The sequence below is a fragment of the Streptomyces sp. NPDC014995 genome (genome assembly GCF_043080745.1).
GTDB lineage: Bacteria > Actinomycetota > Actinomycetes > Streptomycetales > Streptomycetaceae > Streptomyces.
Genome location: NZ_JBIBVX010000010.1, coordinates 215,830 through 233,463 on the forward strand (window position 1 = coordinate 215,830; position 17,634 = coordinate 233,463).

At 68.4% G+C, this 17,634-nt stretch carries 14 protein-coding genes and 1 pseudogene; 4 read left to right on the plus strand and 11 right to left on the minus strand.

Annotation, left to right across the window (positions count from 1 at the left end; all coding sequences use genetic code 11):
* Positions 1-298: 298 nt before the first annotated feature.
* From ACF1A1_RS21475 to ACF1A1_RS21485, 3 genes and pseudogenes are all read right to left on the minus strand, one after another.
* A complete protein-coding gene (locus tag ACF1A1_RS21475; protein ID WP_392001879.1) occupies positions 299-2,041 on the minus strand; it encodes a pyruvate dehydrogenase in 1,743 nt (580 codons plus the stop codon).
* A gap of 161 nt (positions 2,042-2,202) precedes the next feature.
* Positions 2,203-2,541 carry a GNAT family N-acetyltransferase gene (locus ACF1A1_RS21480; protein ID WP_392001880.1) on the minus strand — a complete coding sequence of 113 codons (339 nt, stop codon included), beginning with the start codon at positions 2,539-2,541 and terminating at the stop codon, positions 2,203-2,205.
* A gap of 39 nt (positions 2,542-2,580) precedes the next feature.
* Positions 2,581-3,064, minus strand: a pseudogene (locus tag ACF1A1_RS21485) (pirin family protein); the annotation flags it as partial.
* Positions 3,065-3,268: 204 nt separating this feature from the next.
* Here ACF1A1_RS21485 and ACF1A1_RS21490 point away from each other — a divergent pair.
* The gene (locus ACF1A1_RS21490) at positions 3,269-3,844 is read left to right on the plus strand and encodes a Dps family protein (RefSeq protein ID WP_392001881.1); all 576 of its coding nucleotides are present in this window, start codon (positions 3,269-3,271) and stop codon (positions 3,842-3,844) included.
* A 97-nt stretch (positions 3,845-3,941) separates the two neighbouring features.
* Here ACF1A1_RS21490 and ACF1A1_RS21495 read toward each other — a convergent pair whose 3' ends face one another.
* The 6 genes from ACF1A1_RS21495 to ACF1A1_RS21520 form a co-directional block, all read right to left on the minus strand.
* The gene (locus ACF1A1_RS21495) at positions 3,942-4,694 is read right to left on the minus strand and encodes a carbohydrate ABC transporter permease (protein WP_392002013.1); all 753 of its coding nucleotides are present in this window, start codon (positions 4,692-4,694) and stop codon (positions 3,942-3,944) included.
* Between the two features lie 73 nt (positions 4,695-4,767).
* Entirely contained in the window at positions 4,768-5,622 is an 855-nt protein-coding gene (locus ACF1A1_RS21500; RefSeq protein WP_392002014.1) for a carbohydrate ABC transporter permease, read from the minus strand.
* A gap of 145 nt (positions 5,623-5,767) precedes the next feature.
* Positions 5,768-6,898, minus strand: coding sequence for an ABC transporter substrate-binding protein (locus ACF1A1_RS21505; protein WP_392001882.1), 1,131 nt, complete (start codon positions 6,896-6,898; stop codon positions 5,768-5,770).
* Positions 6,899-7,325: 427 nt separating this feature from the next.
* A complete protein-coding gene (locus tag ACF1A1_RS21510) occupies positions 7,326-8,060 on the minus strand; it encodes an alpha/beta hydrolase (RefSeq protein WP_392002016.1) in 735 nt (244 codons plus the stop codon).
* 112 nt (positions 8,061-8,172) lie between these two features.
* Entirely contained in the window at positions 8,173-10,920 is a 2,748-nt protein-coding gene (locus ACF1A1_RS21515; protein WP_392001884.1) for an AAA family ATPase, read from the minus strand.
* Positions 10,921-11,190: 270 nt separating this feature from the next.
* Entirely contained in the window at positions 11,191-12,234 is a 1,044-nt protein-coding gene (locus ACF1A1_RS21520) for a helix-turn-helix domain-containing protein (RefSeq protein ID WP_392001886.1), read from the minus strand.
* Positions 12,235-12,739: 505 nt separating this feature from the next.
* Here ACF1A1_RS21520 and ACF1A1_RS21525 point away from each other — a divergent pair.
* The 3 genes from ACF1A1_RS21525 to ACF1A1_RS21535 all read left to right on the plus strand — a co-directional run bounded on the left by ACF1A1_RS21525 (position 12,740) and on the right by ACF1A1_RS21535 (position 15,577).
* Complete coding sequence (locus tag ACF1A1_RS21525) at positions 12,740-13,015, plus strand: hypothetical protein (RefSeq protein ID WP_392001888.1); 276 nt, start codon at positions 12,740-12,742, stop codon at positions 13,013-13,015.
* Between the two features lie 270 nt (positions 13,016-13,285).
* Positions 13,286-14,452, plus strand: coding sequence for an MFS transporter (locus ACF1A1_RS21530; RefSeq protein ID WP_392002017.1), 1,167 nt, complete (start codon positions 13,286-13,288; stop codon positions 14,450-14,452).
* Positions 14,453-14,704: 252 nt separating this feature from the next.
* On the plus strand, positions 14,705-15,577 hold the full coding sequence (locus tag ACF1A1_RS21535) for a LysR family transcriptional regulator (RefSeq protein WP_392001890.1): 873 nt from the start codon (positions 14,705-14,707) through the stop codon (positions 15,575-15,577).
* A gap of 376 nt (positions 15,578-15,953) precedes the next feature.
* Here the strand turns inward: ACF1A1_RS21535 and ACF1A1_RS21540 are convergent, their stop codons facing one another.
* Both ACF1A1_RS21540 and ACF1A1_RS21545 read right to left on the minus strand, forming a co-directional pair.
* Positions 15,954-16,397: an SsgA family sporulation/cell division regulator gene (locus ACF1A1_RS21540; RefSeq protein WP_392001892.1), complete on the minus strand. Its 444-nt coding sequence runs from the start codon at positions 16,395-16,397 to the stop codon at positions 15,954-15,956.
* A gap of 158 nt (positions 16,398-16,555) precedes the next feature.
* A complete protein-coding gene (locus ACF1A1_RS21545) occupies positions 16,556-17,548 on the minus strand; it encodes a helix-turn-helix domain-containing protein (RefSeq protein ID WP_392001893.1) in 993 nt (330 codons plus the stop codon).
* Positions 17,549-17,634 lie beyond the last annotated feature (86 nt).

Here is a 17,634-nt window from a genome sequence, read left to right on the forward strand (position 1 = left end):
CCGTGCGCCACTGGACAGCACCGCATGCGCTTCTTGGCGAGCAGCCGGGCGGGACCGCGCCTGGCATCGCTTGCGTGCCGCCGCCCACCACGGCATCCGGCAACCGCAGCGGGCGCGAGACACCGCTGTTCGCGGCGAGCATCGAACGCGCCGCACCGGCTCAGCGGCTTTCCAGAGCCCAGCGCTCCGAACGCCGTGTGTTTCGTACTTCCGGAGCGGTCCCTGCGGCGACCGGTCCTCGCCACAGCGACAGCACTCCGGTGAGAAGTCCCGCGATGTGCGAAAGGCTGTGTCGCGCTCAGGGTCGCGGAATGTTGCGCAGGTTGGCCCGTGCCAGATGAACCATGCGTCCGACGCCGCCGGTCAGGATTGTCCTGCTCGCCGACAGGGCGAAGCCGCTGATCTGATCGGCCGTGATCTTCGGCGGAACAGCCAGCGCGGCGGGGTCGGTGACGACGTCGACCAGCGCGGGCCCGTCATGGGCGAAGGCCTCGCGCAGCGCGTCGCGTACCTCGGTGGGCTTCTCCACCCGGATGCCGCGTGCGCCCGCCGCCGCGGCGATGGCGGCGTAGTCGGTGTGCGCGTAGGTCGTGCCGTGCGGGGGCAGGCCGTCGACCAGCATCTCCAGGTCGACCATGCCCAGCGAGGAGTTGTTGAAGACCACCACTTTCACCGGCAGGTCGTACTGGACGAGCGTGAGGAAGTCGCCCATGAGCATGGAGAATCCGCCGTCGCCGGAGAGGGAGACGACCTGCCGCCCGCGGTCGAGGAACTGCGCGCCGATGGCCTGCGGCAGCGCGTTGGCCATCGAGCCGTGCACGAACGAGCCGAGGATGCGGCGCCGGCCGTTCGGCGTCAGGTAGCGGGCCGCCCACACACAGCACATCCCGGTGTCGACGGTGAAGACCGCGTCGTCGGCGGCTTCTTCGTCGAGAACCGAGGCCACGTACTCGGGGTGGATCGGAGTGTGCTTCTCGACGTTGCGCGTGTAGGCGCTCACGGTGCCTTCGAGTACGTGGGCGTGCCGCTCCAGCATGCGGTCGAGGAACCGACGCGTCGACTTCTCCCGCACCGCCGGGGTGAGGCACCTCAGTGTCTCGCGCACGTCTCCCCAGACGGCGAGGTCGAGTCGAGTACGCCGCCCGAGCCGCTCGGGCTGGACGTCGACCTGCACCGTCCGCACATGCTGCGGCAGGAAGTCCGTGTACGGGAAGTCCGTTCCGAGAAGCAGAAGCAGGTCGCACTCGTGCATGGCCTCGTACGCCGCCCCATAGCCGAGCAGGCCGGACATGCCGACGTCGTACGGATTGTCGTACTGGATGTGTTCCTTGCCCCGCAGCGCGTGTCCGACCGGTGCCTTGACCTTCTCGGCGAAGGCCATCACCTCGGCGTGGGCGCCGGCGACGCCTCGGCCGCAGAACACCATGACGCGTTCGGCGGAGTCCACCAGCCGCGTCAGCCGGGCGATTTCCTGGTCGCTGGGGCGGATGGCGGGGAGGTCCATCGGCATGGCGAGTTCGGCGGCCGCGTCGGGAGAGTCCTGGGCGGCGGTGTCGCCGGAGAGGGACACGACGGACACGCCGCGCCGGCCGACGGCGTGCTGGATCGCGGTCTGCACCACGCGTGGCATCTGACGGGGCGAGGAGATCAGTTCCGAGTAGTGGCTGCATTCCGCGAACAGCCGGTCGGGGTGGGTCTCCTGGAAGTATCCGGTGCCGATCTCTCCGCTGGGTATCTGGGCGGCCAGCGCCACCACCGGCGCCATGGAGCGGTGGGCGTCGTACAGACCGTTGATCAGGTGGAGGTTGCCCGGTCCGCAGGAGCCGGCGCAGGCGGCGAGCCGGCCGGTGAGCTGAGCTTCGGCACCGGCGGCGAAGGCCGCGACCTCCTCGTGGCGGACCTGGATCCACTCCACGGCGTCGTGTCGTCTGACCGCGTCGACGACCGGGTTCAGGCTGTCCCCGACCACGCCGTACATGCGGCGCACGCCGGCGCGGGCCATGAGGTCGACGTACTGTTCCGCGATGGTCTGCTTGGCCATGGCACTCCTCGGATCCCAGCACCGCGGCGGCCTCGGTCGTGCGGTGGCACGAGCGGACCGCGGTTCGTCCCGATCACGCTAGTGAGGAGGCAGAGGGGGCGATTGACCGTCCGCGCACGAGATCGGTCCGGCAGCGCACCGGCCCGCCGCCGATGGCGCTGTCAGCCCAGTTCCGCGTCCAGCCACCGCAGTATGTCGGGCGTCACCGGGTCGGTGATGTCGGCGAACTCGTCATGTTTCTTCAGGTACTTGGCCACGTAAGGGCACACGGGGACGATCCGCTTCCCCAGGTCGCGGACATCGGTGAGCGCCTGCTGGACCAGCTGCGCGGCCAGGCCCTGCCCGGCATGGGCCTCGTCGATTTCCGTGTGGTAGAAGACCCGCTGGTCATCGTGGTCGCGGTACGCGGTCAGGCCCGCGCGCTCGCCGTCGACGAGGATTTCGTAACGGTGCCTTGCGTCTACCCGCTCGACGATCGGAGCGGTGGAGGACTGGCTCATTGGGTGCCTTTCAGGAGCGGTGTGACTTTCAGGGAAGATTCAGTGCCGCGGTGGGTTCCTGCGCGGCGTGATGACGGCGTTCGGCAGGACCGGCGCGGCAAGACGCTCCCCCGGGTATCCGTCGACCGCTCCGAAGCGATCGGAGGAGTTCTGCCAGGCCTCGCGGGCCTGGACGATGTCCTCGTGGCTGCGGCCGATGAAGTTCCACCACATCACGATCTCCTCCTCGAACGGGGTTCCGCCGGGCAGGACCGCCCGAGCCGCGTAGTCGGACTCGTTCGACAGCGTCAGCGCGCCGGTCCCGGGGTGGACATAGCCCAACTCCCCCGGACTCAACGGGGCGTCGGCCACGCGGATGCGCCCGTGGTCGACGAGGACGCCATGCTCGAAGCGGGGGGTCCACGGACAGCGTGAGCGCCGCATGCGGCTCGAGGACGACTTCGGCGCCGAGCAGGGGCGTGAAGGTCCGCACCGGCGAGGCGGCTCCGGCGAGGGCACCCAGGAAGACCCTGATCTCGGCCCCGACCGCCGGCACCGACGTTAAGGCTGTGGGACGGCGTCCCGAGTCCCTGAGCGCACGGCTGTAGGCCCGAGAGTGAACACCTGGGACGGACCGTGCTGTCGGTGCACTCACGGGCACCGCCGCATGCGCTGGTGGGCAACTCTCCTTCGGCTCCGGGGCCTAGCGTCGCCGACGTACCCACAGCACGGCACCAGGAGGCGCGCCATGACCACCAGTTCCAAGCCCACGAGCAGCCAACCCTGGCTGCATCAGAAGGGCGCGATCATCCAGGAGTTCGGGACCGTCAAGCAGTTCCCGCTCGGGCTGTCGCACGACGCGCGCATGTACTCCTGCCAGCGCCTGAACAAGGTCCTCGCGGACACCCAGATCCTCTACGGCCTGTACAAGAAGCACCACTGGCTCCTGCGTGGCGCGACCTTCTACCAACTACATCTCCTCCTGGACAAGCACGCGGGAGAACAGCTGGAACTCGTCGACACGATCGCCGAGCGGGTCCAGACCCTGGGCGGGGTCGCCGTGGGGGATCCCCGGCACGTCGCGGAGATCACGTCGATTCCGCGCCCGCCCGACGGCGTGGAGGAAGTCCCGGCCATGCTCTCGCGGTTGCTCGAGGCCCACGAGACCATCCTGACGCAGGCCCATGACGCGGCTTCACGGACCGCCGAGCTGGGCGACGACGGCACCAACGACCTCCTGGTCTCACAGGTGATCCGCACCGGCGAGCTGCAAGCCTGGTTCCTGGCCGAACACCTGGTGGACACTCCCCTGGTCCGCACCTGAGCACCATTCTCCGGGGCGGCGCCGCTGGACCGGCCGACCGTCGATGATGCAGCCGATGCGGTCTTCGACAGGCTGCCGGATACGGGGCCGCCGCCCCTCACTTGATGGCACCACTGGTGGCCCCGGCGGCGACGTGGCGCTGAGCGACCACGAGCAGCACAGCCGCCGGGGCGGACGCCAGAACCGCGGTGGCCATGATGGCGTTCCACTGGTTGGTGTGAGCGCCGATGTATTCGTAAATGCCGAGGGTGATCGGCTGGACGTTCTCCGTTGTGGTCAGCGTGAGGGCGAAGAGGAAGTCGCTCCAGGTGAAGAGGAAGGTGAAGAGGGCGGCAGTGATCAACGAGTTCGCGCTCACCGGGAGCACTACGGAGCGGAACGTGCGCAGCCTCCCGGCGCCGTCCATGCGTGCGGCCTCGATGATCTCCCTGGGAATGCCCTGCATGAACGACCGCAGGATGATGATGGCGAAGGGGACCCCGGCGGTGGAGTCGGCGAGGATCAGTCCGACGTAGGAGTTCAGCAGTCCCAGGTCGTTGTAGGCGCTGTAGAGCGCGTTGGCCACGACAATTCCCGGCACCATCTGGGTGATCAGGACGCCGAAGAGCACGAAGCTGGTTCCCCGGATGGGGAGGTGGGCCAGCGCGTAGGCCGCCGGCGCGGCAAGCCCGAGGCTGAGCGCGACGCTGCCGAGGGCCACGAGGAGACTGGTGACGAGGTTGCGTCCCTGGTCGCGCAGTGCCGTGGCGTAACCGCTGAAGTCCGGGTGGAAGGGGAACCAGCCCCCCTGCAGTGTGTTGCCCGCCGGCTGCAGGGAGGCGTTCACCATCCAGTAGACGGGAAACAGCATCACCGCGAGCAGGACGATCCCGACGATCGTGGACGGCCAGCGACGGTTCGGTGCGCACTTCACGGGATCCCCCTCAGGTGTGCTGGGCGCGCCGGTGGGCGCGCAGATAGACGAAGGCGAAAGCGAGCGAGATGGCGATGAGTACGTTGCTCATCGCGGCGCCGCGCCCGAACTCGAACTGCTGAAAGGACAGCTCGTAGGACTGGGTGGCGAGGGTCTCCGTGGCGTTGGCCGGTCCTCCGCCCGTCACTACGAGGATGAGGTCCAGCACTTTGACCGTGTAGACCACCCCCAGCACCAGCACGACGTTCACCACGGGGCGCAGCAGCGGCCAGGTGACATGGCGGAACAAGGCCACCGGGCCGGCGCCGTCCAGCTTCGCCGCCTCGTACAGATGGACCGGGATGTCCTGCAGGCCGGCGTACAGAATCGTGGTGTTGAAGGGGATGCCCACCCAGATGTTGATGAGGATCACCGACACGAGCGCCTCTGAGGTGCCGGTGAGCCAGGGAATGCCGGACGACAGGAGGTGGAGGCCGCGCAGCGCGTCATTGACGACTCCGGTGTCGGTGTCGAGCATCCACCTCCACGTCGTCGCGGAGACGACCAGCGGCAGCAGCCACGGCAGCAACAGGAGCGACCGCAGAACGCCGCCGAGCGGGAAGCGGCGTTGGAAGAAAAGGGCAAAGGCCAAGCCGAGCACGAACTGCCCGATGATCGAACCAGCGGTGAACAGGACCGTCGTCAGCAGGGCCTTGGAGAACAGGTCCGACGACAGGATCTTCGCGTAGTTCTGCAGCCCCACGAAGCGCGCGGCACCGGTGTAGAACGTCGTGGTCGTGTACTGCTGGAAGCTCATCACGACGTTCTCGACGATCGGGTAACCGAAGAACAGCAGCAGGTACGCCACGGCGGGCACGATGAACATCCACTGGGCGATCGGCTCCCAGAAGCGGGCCCGGTCCCTGCGGTGAGCGGCCTCGCCCTCCTCCTTTTGCGCCGAACCGTTGGCGGATGTCCCCGCGGCGACGGCACCGTCTTCCTGTCCGCTGCTCCGGAGGATCGGGGACCGGTCAGGAACCGGTCGCGATCTGCTGCGCATGCTTGAGTGCTTCCTCCGGTGTCTGCTCGCCCGTCAGCGCGGCCTGGATGGCGGTGTATATCCCGGTCGCCGCTTTGGGCCACTTGACGCCGAGTTCGCCGGTACGGGCTCGGGCGCTCCCAACGCTTTTGATGAAGGCAGCCATCGAGGGGACCTGCTCGGCATACCGGGACGCGACCGCGGCGCGGGACGGCACGGTGAAGTACTGCTTGGCCACGGCGAGCATGTTCGTGGGGTTGTTCAGGCAGGCGAGTACCTCGGCGGCCTTCTTCTGCCGAGCCTTGGAAGCGGTCTGCGGAACCGTCCACACCTCACCGCCGAGCGGTGTGACAAGGGTCTGCCCCTCCTGACGGACGGGGATGGGGGCCACACCCCAGTGCAGGTTCTTGTCCTTGTTCAGGTCGGAGATCCGCCAGGGACCGTTGACCATCATGGCTGCCTTGCCGGCGACGAACTGGTCGTGGACATCGGCCTGGGTCCAGTTCAGTACCGACTTCGACATGGATCCGCTCTTGACCAGGTCGACCCACAGCTGGAGTGCCTGCGCGGCCTGCGGGGTGTCCAGCTGCTTCTCGTCCCCGCCGTTGGACCACAGGAACGGCAGGAACTGCCAAGTGCCCTCGAACGTGGCGTTTGCGTCGACCGCCATGCCGTAGCGCCCCGGGCGGGTCAGCTTGGCCGCCGCCGCCTTCAGCTCGTCCCAGGTCCTCGGCACGGCGACACCGGCCTCGGCGAGCATGTCCTTGTTGTAGGTGAGGGCGATCGTGCTGACGGTGGGCGCCAGTCCGTACACCTTCCCCTTGTAGGTGCCGGCCGACAGGATGCCCTTGGCGAAGCCGCCGGAGTCGATGCCGTACTGGTCCAGCGGGGTCAGCGCGCCGGTCTGTGCGATCTGCTGCATGTCGGGGTTGTCCAGCATCAACAGGTCGGGAAGGGTTCGCGACGATGCCTGCTGCAGGACCTTGGGGACGAGCGACGCCCCCGGAACGCTTCTGTGCTCGACCTTTACGCCGGCGGTCTTGCCGCAGGCGGTGAGCCGCTCACCCCATTGGGCGTGTTCGGCTGTGTCGGTGTAATAGTCGAGCGCGGTGATGGAGGTCACCTTGCCTGTGGCGGATCCGTTGCCGGTTCCGCTATCGCACCCGGTGGCAGCCAGTGCCAGAGCGACGGATCCGAAGAGGGCGGCGATCCGCCGCGCCGGCGGTCTGACCGGAGAGATCATGGTGGTGCCTGTTCCCGATTGGCGTCTGTGACTGAATGTCCATCTCGGGAGGTGAGGGACGAATCCGAGGTCCCGTGACGACTCGGTCAGAGTAAGCGCATGGAAGAGGACCAAAGCGTCCGGGCTGGTTACAAAACGGTCTACAGCAGCGTCTGCCGGTGAACGTCAAGCCCAGCGTTTACCCAGGTGAGGTGCGAGGACAGGGCTGCTGCGGCCATTGCGCTGCTCGACGGTGGCCGTCCCGCCGCACAGCGACTCGGGGAGGACGCAGTCCCCGGAGAGACTCCGCGGTTGCCCCCTCATCCGCTCACGAGGATTCTCGAAGCCCGTCGCCGCGCCCCGTGCTCTGTTCGGCGGCTTCCCGGATCATCGCTGCCACCGCGCCGGGCTGCGACAGCACAACGGCGTGCGAACCGTCCAGCAGGTATTCGATGGCCGCCATGCGCTGTGCCATGAAGCGCTGAGCGGTGGGGTTGAGCATCCGGTCGGCCGCCGCGATGCCATACCAGGACGGCTTGGAGGCCCATGCCGGCCGGCCCGATCTACCGGTCAGCGCGCTCCGGGCGATCGGGCGTTGCGTCACGGCCAACACATGGTTCATGTGCGGCGGCAGGTCCGCGCCGTACACCTGCGGGAACCGTTCCTTACGGATGTACAGCTCGCTTTCCGAGCCGGCGGAAAACCGGGTGGGTAAAGCGGCGGTCAAGGTCGCGTCGGTCACCGGCATGGGGGCGAAGCGGCTCGTGATGTCCAGGACGCACTCTCCGGCATCCAGGCCGAACGCCGCGACGTAGCACAACGCCACGACGTTGTCGGCGTCGGTGGCGGCATGGGTGATGACCGCGCCACCGTAGCCGTGGCCGACGAGCACGACCGGGACCTCGATCTGGCGCACCACGCTCCGGATGAAGGCGGCGTCGTGCGCCAGGCCGCGTAACGGGTTCGCCAGGGCGCGCACCGTCAGTCCGGCGGCGTGAAGGAGGCTGATGACCCCCGCCCAGGACGAGGTGCCGGCGAACGCTCCGTGAACGAGCACGATCATCACCGGTACGGGGGTAGGTCCGTGCATGCTGGTGGCCTCCGAGTGAGCTTGGCCCCCCAGCCAAGCTCACTCCGGAACGACTCGCATCGCGTGAATGCACCAACAAGTCCGCTCAGTCGTCGCGCAAGGCCATCACCATGTGGGCAAGCTGCACGCGGGAGTTGATCGACAGTTTCCGGAAGGCGGACGTCAGGTGAGTGTTGACCGTATGCGGGGAGACGACGAGCAAGTCGGCGGCCGACCGGTTGGTGTGGCCCGCGGCGATGAGGCGCGCGACCTTCTTCTCCGAGGTCGTCAGCGCCTCCCATCCCTGGACGGGGCGTTGTCTTCTCGCTGCCTTTCGGCTGCCGGCCCCCGCACCGTTCAGATCGCGCTGTATGCGTGCCGCTGCGGCGTGCGCGCCTGACGCGGCGAACATGGCATGGGCATCGGTCAGGGCGGCCACTGCCTGAGGTTTCCGGCCCGCTGCAAGGAGTGCCTGCCCGAAGTCGGCGCCGGCGGCGGCCCTGACCAGCGGGCGAGGGCTTGCCTCGAGCAGGGCGACGGAGCGTTCCAGTAGGGCGAGATCGTTCTTCACGAGCCCGAGGGCCTGCGCCGCGATACCCGTGGCGGTGGGTACGGCCGGGTTGCGGGCGGCGTGGGCTTCGGCCTGTGCGGCCAGGTCCTCGGCGAGCCCGTGGTCCTCGCCGCGCAGGGCCATACGTATCGCGGAATCGACCCAGGTGCGCAGCAGCCGCCAGCGCATGAAGGAACCTTCCTGCTGCACCTGCCGGATCTTCTCGACGGCAAGCCCGATGTCCCCGTCGCCCTCGGCGAGCACCGCTTCCAGAAAGCGGACCGCGGCCGTGTTGCCCGGGTTCGGTTTGTTCACCAGTCTTTCCTGCGCTGCGGCCAGGTGCTGCCACGCCGCTTCCCGGTCGCCGCGCAGAAGGGCGATCCGGGAGCGGATCACGCGAGCGTTCAGCTGCTGGACGGGTACCTGTACGTCGTCTTCCAGGCGCTCCATGGTCACGAAGGCCGCTTCGGCGTCGTCGAGCCTGCCCAGCCCCAGATGCTGCTGACCCTGCGCCCACAGCAGCATCGCCTCACGGTGCGATCCGGCATCGTCTGCCGCCCTCAGGAGCAGCCGTTCGCCGGACTCGAAGTCGTCCAAGTGCTGGTACGCGACGATCTCCTCGGGAAGGAAAGCGGAATCGACCGCGCTGAGCGCGGTGAAGCGCTCCAGCGCGGTGGCGTTCTCACCCGCGTTGAGCGCGATCTCGCCGAGCCCGAACAGGGAAAGGACGTGCGCCTCCCGGTCGCCGACCGCGATGGCGGCACGCAGCGCGTTCTCGCCCGCCTCACTCGCAGCGACCAGATCGTGGCTCCGGGACAGGGCCAGTGCGCGCAGGGCGGCCAGCCGCGCCTCGACCTCCCGGGCGGCGCCCCCGATCGAGAGGGCCGTTTCGGCCCGGCGGCGCAACTCGTCGGCGAGATCCAGGTTCCACAGCGGCCCTCCGAGGACGGCCTGCAGCCGGCCGAACGCCTCCAGGGGCGGTCGGCCGGCCAGCAGTTGGTCGCCGACCGACAGCGCGTCTCGATTCCTGCCGGTCCGCGTCAGGCAGACGATCGCCTGCTCCCCCACGTCGAACCTCAACGGCCGCGTGGCCGGCACCAACTCCAGGGCGCGCGTCATGAGGTCGGCCGCGAGGCCCGGCGTGACCGGCAGTACGTCGTCAGCGGCTCGCCGCAACAGGGCCACCGCTTCCTCGTCCCCCGGCAGGGCGCCCCTGAGGATGTGCGACACCGCGTCGATCGGCTGATGGCCCGCGGCCACAAGGTGGTTGGCAGCCTCTCGGTGCAGAGCTTTCCGGGCCGAAGGCGGGATGTCCACATAGACCGCCTGGCGCAGCAGATCGTGCCGGAAGACAAGATGGTCGCCGTCGTCGTCCAGGAGTCCGGCGCGCACCGCCTCGTCGAGCGCCTCGATCAACGTGGCGGACGGTTGGCCGCAGAGCGCGGCGGCGTCGTGGAAGCCGAACCTGCGTCCGAACACCGCTCCCATCTGAAGGAAGCGCAATGTGTCCGTCCGCAGGGACCTGAGTCTGCCGCGCACACCCACCACGAGCCCCGGAGGAACGGACTCACCCGAGCCGCCGGCAGTCCGTAGCCCGGCGAGCATCTCGACTGCCAGGAACGGGTTCCCGCCGGCTCCTTCGAGCAGTTCCCGTACCCGCTCGTCGACGGCCGCCCCCAGTGTGTCGCCGACCACTTGGCCGATGGCCGCGCCGGACAGTGGGCCCAAGGGCACGGTGACCGTGGGGAGTTCGTCCTGCGCAGCCGCGACGATCTCCTCCGCCGGCCCAGGGAGGCCCTGTCGCCCGGTCAGCATCCACAGCACCGGCGAAGTCCGCAAGCGGGTCGGCAGCTGCTTCAGGGCGAACATGCTCAGCGAATCGGCCCATTGCACGTCGTCCAGGGCGATCAGCACCGGCACGCTGCCTGATCTGGCTTCGATCGCTTCCGCGAGGCGCTCCACCAGCCAGATCCGCTGATCATGATTGCGCGCGAGATCGGCAAAGGCATCGCCGGACAGCAGTGGCTGATCACCGTGCAGGACGCAGGCCGCCAGCGATGAGAGCGGCACGATGTGATGCAGCTCATCGGCCTTGCCGAGGCCGACCGAGAATCCCGCTGACCTGGCTCTGGTGACGGCCTCGGCGAGCAGCGTGGTCTTGCCGATGCCCGGTTCGCCCCGGATCAGGGTCAGCGCGCCGCTTCCGGTGCGGACCACCGAGGCGATCAGCGTCTGCAGCTCTTCGAGCTCGACCTCTCGGCCGCGCAGACCGCTTCGGGACAGCGATCCGCCTGACCTCGCCACTCGTGCCACTCCCAGTCCGCACTCGCCGGCCGGAGCCGGGCTCATCCCATGCCGACGGCTACCTCCGCCCCTTCGGCGTCGGCTGCTGGTGCCGGAAGACGGCTCCGGCAGGTGCCGACGACGAGCCGGGGGTCCACTATGGCAAGAGCGGCAGCTCAGTGCACAACTCGGTACATAGGGTGAGACAGCCATGCCGCCGGCGGAGCCCTGGCATGGCTGGGCGGGATGACGTTGCGGGCCCCGTTACCTGGCTACGGACACTTCCTCGCCTCAGGCCACCGCGGCCTCCGACACGCAACTCGGCGACGGAGGAATACGAAGCGCTCGCGCCGCAGAGTCCCGCCACTCGGCGGGGGACAGCCCATAAGCGTCCCGGAATACCCGGCTGAAGTGGGCGGCGCTTGTGAAACCCCACCGGCGAGCCACTGCGGCGATGGTCCGGCCTGCGGCCTCCCGGCGGGCAAGCTCACGTCGGCACTCCTGCAGCCGACGGCGCTGGATCCATCGGCTGACGGTGACGTCCTCGGTCTGGAAGAGCTTGTGCAAGTAGCGTACGGAAATCTGGTGTGCGCGGGCTATGGCGTCCGGCGTCAGGTCCGGATCGGCGAGGTGCCGGTCGATGAACACCTGGATCCGCGGCAGCAGTACCCGGGTTCCGCTCGGCGTGTCACCTACCTCCTGGTGAAGTCGCTCTCCGACCAGGACGGTGAGGAGGTCGACGACGTGGCGGTCCAATACTTCACCGGTGGCCGACGGGTACGTTGCCGCCGTGTCCACGAGCTGGGTCAGAAACGGTGACAGCAGTGAGCCCAACGTCGTGTCGGGGCGGACGGGTGTCGCTGTGAGCCGTTGCAGGTCGGACTCTCCCAGGCCCAGGAGCCACTGCGGTAGGACAAGGGATTTCGTCTGGAACGGATGGGGGAATTCCATCCGCAGCGGGCGTGCCATGTCACAGAAGACGATCTCCCCGGGATGCAGGTGGACCTCGCGGGCGTCCTGCTCGACTCTGGCGACGCCTTTGACCAAAAGCTTTACGACCAGGTGCTGGTCTTTGCTCCGCGCGATCAGCTGCGGAGTCCGCCGCGCCCGCAAGGAATCGCCCTGCACCGTGGCGACCTGCAGATGGCCCAGCCGGGACGTTCGGATGGTGCCCGAGCAGATCTCGTCCGGGACGGCAATGTCCATTGCGGCGAACGTCTGGGACAGGGCTGCGCGCCAGTACGTCAGTCTTTGGTCGGGGGGCACCGAATCCGTGGTGTAGAGGGTGTCCGAGAGCTGCCTCCCGGGTTCCGGTGTCGATGATTCCGGCGACATGATCTCCGCCCTTCAGCCGGTGTGCTTTCTGGACACCGTGCCAACGGGCGTGTGTCGGCACATCGCGTGAATCCGCTAGATCAGGGACGTGAGACGGGCTGGCCGGGAGGCGGCTGCGCTGCCCGCAGCACAGCGCAGTACGGAGGCCGACGACGCCGACGTGCCGGGCTGCGCCCTCTGACAGGGGCCGGCATGTGCGACAGTGCACGGTCCTGTCCTGACCGCGCACAGCCCTTCTACGTCGCTTCTTCATGTGGTTACCGTCGCGGTAGCTGGACTGAGCAGCGTTGCCGTTCCCCAAAGACAACACGGCGATGAGCCACAGAACCCGCGTGCGCTACGTGACGTGTGGGTGCGGCTCTCGCAAGGTCGACTCCCGCAAACCACGATGCATAGAGGTGTGATCGTTGGCGAAATGGACGAGGCGTGAGGACGAACGGCTCCTCACGGAAGAAGCCGCTTTGTCGCGGACATCAAGGTGCCGGGGTGTCTGGACGCCGCATGTGTGAGAAGCGAGGCCGCTCACGGCGTGCTGCGCGGGGTGGACTGCTCGGCGGCCCGGGAGTTTCCGGATGTCGTGGGCGCCTGGTCGGCCGCTGACCTGCCGGACCTGCCCGCGGTTCCGTACACCCTGCCGGCCGGGCTCTCCACGCAGGAGGCCGTCGCGGGCCGGGAGTGGCCGGCGCTGGTGAAGGACCGGGTGCGGTACCCGGGCGAGGCGCCGGCGGTCGACCCGGGTGAGGGCGCTGACGGGCGGGGACGGACCATCGCTCCTCACTGACATCGAATTCCTGCCCCGGATTCCGTGGTCCCAAGTCCATCTCTGATCAAGATAAACAACATCTTGGATCATCGCTTGGAACGGGGAAGCCGGGGAGTCTGACCGAGCGCTGTTCCGCCTGACAGCAGCGCAGGAGCTGCTCGACCGCCGAAGGCATCCTCCCGAGCCGGCCCGACCCGGCTCCCCGTCCTGAAGAAGGTCCCAGTGTCCCAGTCATCCGATCTCCACAGCTCCCGTCGAGACGGGACGAGCGCCGAGCCCGCACATGGTGTGCCGGGCTGGTTGGTAGCGCTGCTGGCCGTCGCCTCCGGCATGACCGTCGCCAACCTGTACTACGCCCAGCCGCTGCTCTCCTCACTGCGTGACGCCTTCCACGTCAGCACGACGGGCGCGGGTTGGCTGATCACCCTCACCCAGGTCGGCTACGTGGTCGGCATGCTCTTCCTGGTCCCGCTCGGCGACCGGTTGGAGAAGCGCCGCCTGATCACCGTGCTGCTGGCGGTCACCACGGTCGCCCTCGTCACGGCCGGACTCGCCACGAACTTCCCCCTGCTGCTGACCGCCTCCCTGATCAGCGGCGCAACGTCGGTCGTCGCGCAGATCCTCGTGCCCTTCGCCGCGAGCCTCGCCCCCGACCACGCCCGCGGCCGCATCGTCGGACGCGTGATGAGTGGCCTGCTCACCGGCATCCTGCTCTCCCGGACCCTCAGCAGCCTGGTCTCCGATCTCGCCGGCTGGCGCGTCGTCTACCTCGGCTCCGCCGCGCTCATGGCTCTCCTCGCCCTGGCCCTGCACGCTGCTCTGCCGCAGCACGCGCCCACCACGAACATCCCCTATGCCCACGTGCTGCGCTCCACCGTCCAGCTGGTGCGCACCCATCCAGAGCTGCTGCGGCGCGGGCTGTACCAGGCGGCGATGTTCGGTTCGTTCAGCGCTTTCTGGACGACCATCTCGTACGTCCTCACCGGGCCCCGGTTCCACTACTCCGAGGTGGGGGTCGGCATCTTCGCCCTCGTCGGAGCGGCCGGAGCCGCCATCGCCCCGGCCGCCGGGCACTGGGCCGACCGCAAGCTGACACGGCCCGCGACCGGTGCCGCACTCGCCCTCGCCGCCGTGGCGTTCTCGCTCGCCGGCTTCGGCCAGCACAGCATCGTCCTGATCGCCCTGGCCGCGATCCTGATCGACATGGCCGTACAGGCCACCCTCATCCTCGGCCAGCACACCATTTACCAGCTCGACCACACCGCCCGAGCCCGCCTCAACAGCGCCTTCATCGCCACCTTCTTCCTCGGCGGCGCCCTCGGCTCCCAACTCGGCTCCCTCATCTACAACGCCGAGGGCTGGAACGCCGTCACCGCCCTGGGCGCAGCCCTGCCCCTCCTGGCACTCCTCTACTGGACCACCGAACGCCGTGACGCCGACGGCCACCTGCGGTGACTTCGAGTAACGCGTGCCTTTGAGCAAGAGGTCGGCGATCCGCCTTCGATGCGGCAGATCGCCGACCTTCACCCAGGTGAGGCCAAGAGGGACGCGAAGGACCGTTCAGCAACGCCGACATGGCCCGAGCGATGCCCACCACGCTACGGGCCATCGACGGCGACGCCGAGACGCTTGCCGAGCTGGAGGGTGGACATACCATGCACGAAGCTCGTGCCCTGGTCGGAGGAGCGCTGCGTCACCAGGAGGCGGATGATGGATCTCCGGCAGATGGAAGTCGTCGTCGCGGTGGCGGACGCGGGTGGATTCACCGCGGCGGCGAAGCGTCTGCACGTAGTCCAGTCCGCAGTCTCCGGGACGGTGCGCGCCCTGGAACGTGAGCTTGGAACCCCCCTGTTCACCCGGACCACGCATCGTGTGGCGCTCACTCCGGCCGGCGAGGCGTTCGTACCTGCCGCACGAGCAGCGCTGCGCGCTGCCGAACTGGCGCGCGAGGTGGTCGCCGCGGCCACGGGTGAGCTGCGTGGCCGGGTGACGGTCGGCACGATGCAGGGCGTCTGGGCGGGACTCCACCACGCGCTGGCCGCGCTGCGGGCGGAACACCCCGCAGTGGTGGTCCACCTGCGTCAGGCGGCGGTGGCCGACATCCGGCAGGCTCTGCGCGAGGGCACGGTGGACTTGGCGGTGGTAGCACTCGACCGCCAGCAGCAGCGCGGACTGGTGACCCGCCTGCTCTCCCGTGAGGAGATGGTGCTGGTGGCCTCACCCCAGCGGGACCTCGCCGCGAGAACTCCGGAGGGCACCATTGAACCGGATGCCGTCGCCGAGCTGCCCTTGGTGGACTTCAGCCCCGGCTGGGCGATCCGCCACGCGGTCGACCGGGCGTTCCGCGCCGCCGGCGTCGACCGCAAAACCACGTTCGAGGTCAACGACATCGTGGCCGCGTCCGAGCTGGTCCGCAACGACCTGGGCGTCTGCATCATGCCCCGGTCCATCGCGACCCGCTTCCCCGACCTGACGACATACCGGTTCGCCCGGCATGCACCGAGCTGGAAGGTGATGGTGGTACGCCCACCCGGCGAGCCACCCGCAGCCGTAGCCGCACTGTGGCGGCACATCAGGTGACCCCCGGTCCCCCGGCGGCGCTCCCCCTATGCGACGCGGCAGGCACGACGAGTCGATGCGGACAGCCGCGGGGACGCGCACCCGGTCGGCCCGATCTGCAGCAGCGCCCGCACGGTCCGCGCGGCGGCCGTGACCATCTTGACCGGCCGTAGGGCCGGTGACGTGCTCCAGCCGCGGCTGGACCCGCGTCGCCGCCACAACACGCCGGCCATCCTCTGGCACGCAAGCCATCAGCATCCCCGCGTACCGCAGCCCATGGTTCATCCGGACAGCCCCGCAGGGACACCGGTGCGCGTATCGCCGACCGTGCCGAGTGTGCATCGCTGCCGCCATGTTCGCGACAGCGAGGGGCGGCATGTTGTCCCCGAGCCGGCCGTCACTCACTTCCCGCCATGAGTTCGGCCACGACACGGTCCAGGTCGATGTGGAGTCCCTCCGTACCCGGTGGCACCACCCTGTCGGTGTGCGCCAAGAACGCCGCTACCGCCGAAGCCGCGATGTCCAGCAAGGCGGCACCCGCGGCGGACCTCACGACTATGCGCACCGAGTGCCGATGGCGGCAGTGCCGGGGTATCACCAGGACGTCGCCGACACCCACCGGTCGGCTCCATCCCTCCGACAGGAGACTGCGGGCGAAGACCCAGTCGACCGTGCCGGTCGACGTCCCCCCGAGGGAGAGGCACACGGCGTAGGGGTCTGTCCTGTCGTAGCGCAGCTCGGCGGGCAGGGATATCGGCGGTTCCTCCGCGACGACGACATGCACGACGACGTCGTGAGTGACCGAGGTGCCATCGGCGGCACCGGGAAACGGCTGAGTCATTTCTTACCTCGATCAGCGACTGTTCTTTGGGGGGCAGCGCCTACGCAAATGACCCTAAAGTCGCCAATGGAAGTAGCTTGTCGTAGAACGTACGACGTATTGCCCGTGAGAGCCCCGGGCGCGGACTTCCACGATCGGTGATTCCCAGACGGGCACGGCTATGGTCTGTGGGTGTCGCGCCACTCGCTGGGGGACATCCCATAGGCGGCCCGGAACACCCGGCTGAAGTGGGCGGCACTGGTGAAACCCCACCGGTGCGCCACCGCGGCGATGGTGCGATTCGCGGCCTCGCGATGAAGCAGATCCCGTCGGCACTCTTCCAGGCGGCGGCTCTGGATCCAGCGACTGACCGTGGTGTCCGCGCCCTCAAAGATCTTGTGCAGGTAGCGCACGGAGATGTGGTGGGCCCGGGCGATGACCTCCGGGGTCAGGTCGGGATCGGCCAGGTGCCGGGCGATGAACGACCGGATCCGCAGCAGCACCGCCGCATCACCGCTCGGTGTCCCCTCGGAGATCCTGCCGAGTTGTTCATCGGCCAGGACGGTCAGCAGGTCCACGACATTGCGGGCGAGCAGCTCACCTGTGTGCGGTCGATACGATCCCGCGGTGTCCGCGAGCCGGGACAGAAGGACGGACAGCAGTCCGCCGAGTGCCATGTCGGAGCGAAGGGGAGATGCTGTGATCTGGCGCAGGTCCGATTCGCTCAGCCCCAGAACCTGCCGTGGCAGAACAAGGGCTTTCGTCTGGAAGCACTCGGGAAGGATCAGCCGAACCGGCCGTGCCATGTCGTAGATGAAGACTTCCCCGGGCCGTACGCCCACGTCGCGGGCATCCTGCTCAAGTCTGGCAACACCCTTGCTCAGAAGCTTCACGACCACGTACTCGTCCTCGTCGCCCTGTGCGATGAGCCGCGGCGTGCGCCGGGCTTCGAGGGGATCGCCGTCCACCGTGGTGACCTGGAGCCCGCCCAGCGGTGCCGTGCGGATCGTTCCGGAGTTCACCTCTTCGGGGACGGACATGTCCACCGCGCCGAAGGTCCGGGACAGGGCATCACGCCAGTACTCCCGTCGTCGGTGGGCAGGCACCGTGTCTGTGGTGAGGAGGTTGCCGGCGAAGCTGTGTTCATCGAGTCGCGGTGCGCCTGGCGTCATATTTCTTACCTTTCAAACTTCAATGACTTCACCACCGAGCCTGGGGCCGGTCCGCGCCCGGGGCATCGGCACGATGACTGCGAAGT

What these genes read in the sequence shown, in the direction of transcription:
- ACF1A1_RS21475 (WP_392001879.1), bottom strand. Translation starts at nt 2,041, where the DNA reads ATGGCCAAGCAGACCATCGCGGAACAGTACGTCGACCTCATGGCCCGC.
- ACF1A1_RS21480 (WP_392001880.1), bottom strand. Translation starts at nt 2,541, where the DNA reads ATGAGCCAGTCCTCCACCGCTCCGATCGTCGAGCGGGTAGACGCAAGG.
- ACF1A1_RS21490 (WP_392001881.1), top strand. Translation starts at nt 3,269, where the DNA reads ATGACCACCAGTTCCAAGCCCACGAGCAGCCAACCCTGGCTGCATCAG.
- ACF1A1_RS21495 (WP_392002013.1), bottom strand. Translation starts at nt 4,694, where the DNA reads ATGCTGTTTCCCGTCTACTGGATGGTGAACGCCTCCCTGCAGCCGGCG.
- ACF1A1_RS21500 (WP_392002014.1), bottom strand. Translation starts at nt 5,622, where the DNA reads ATGTTCATCGTGCCCGCCGTGGCGTACCTGCTGCTGTTCTTCGGTTAC.
- ACF1A1_RS21510 (WP_392002016.1), bottom strand. Translation starts at nt 8,060, where the DNA reads ATGATCGTGCTCGTTCACGGAGCGTTCGCCGGCACCTCGTCCTGGGCG.
- ACF1A1_RS21520 (WP_392001886.1), bottom strand. Translation starts at nt 12,234, where the DNA reads ATGTCGCCGGAATCATCGACACCGGAACCCGGGAGGCAGCTCTCGGAC.
- ACF1A1_RS21535 (WP_392001890.1), top strand. Translation starts at nt 14,705, where the DNA reads ATGATGGATCTCCGGCAGATGGAAGTCGTCGTCGCGGTGGCGGACGCG.
- ACF1A1_RS21540 (WP_392001892.1), bottom strand. Translation starts at nt 16,397, where the DNA reads ATGACTCAGCCGTTTCCCGGTGCCGCCGATGGCACCTCGGTCACTCAC.
- ACF1A1_RS21545 (WP_392001893.1), bottom strand. Translation starts at nt 17,548, where the DNA reads ATGACGCCAGGCGCACCGCGACTCGATGAACACAGCTTCGCCGGCAAC.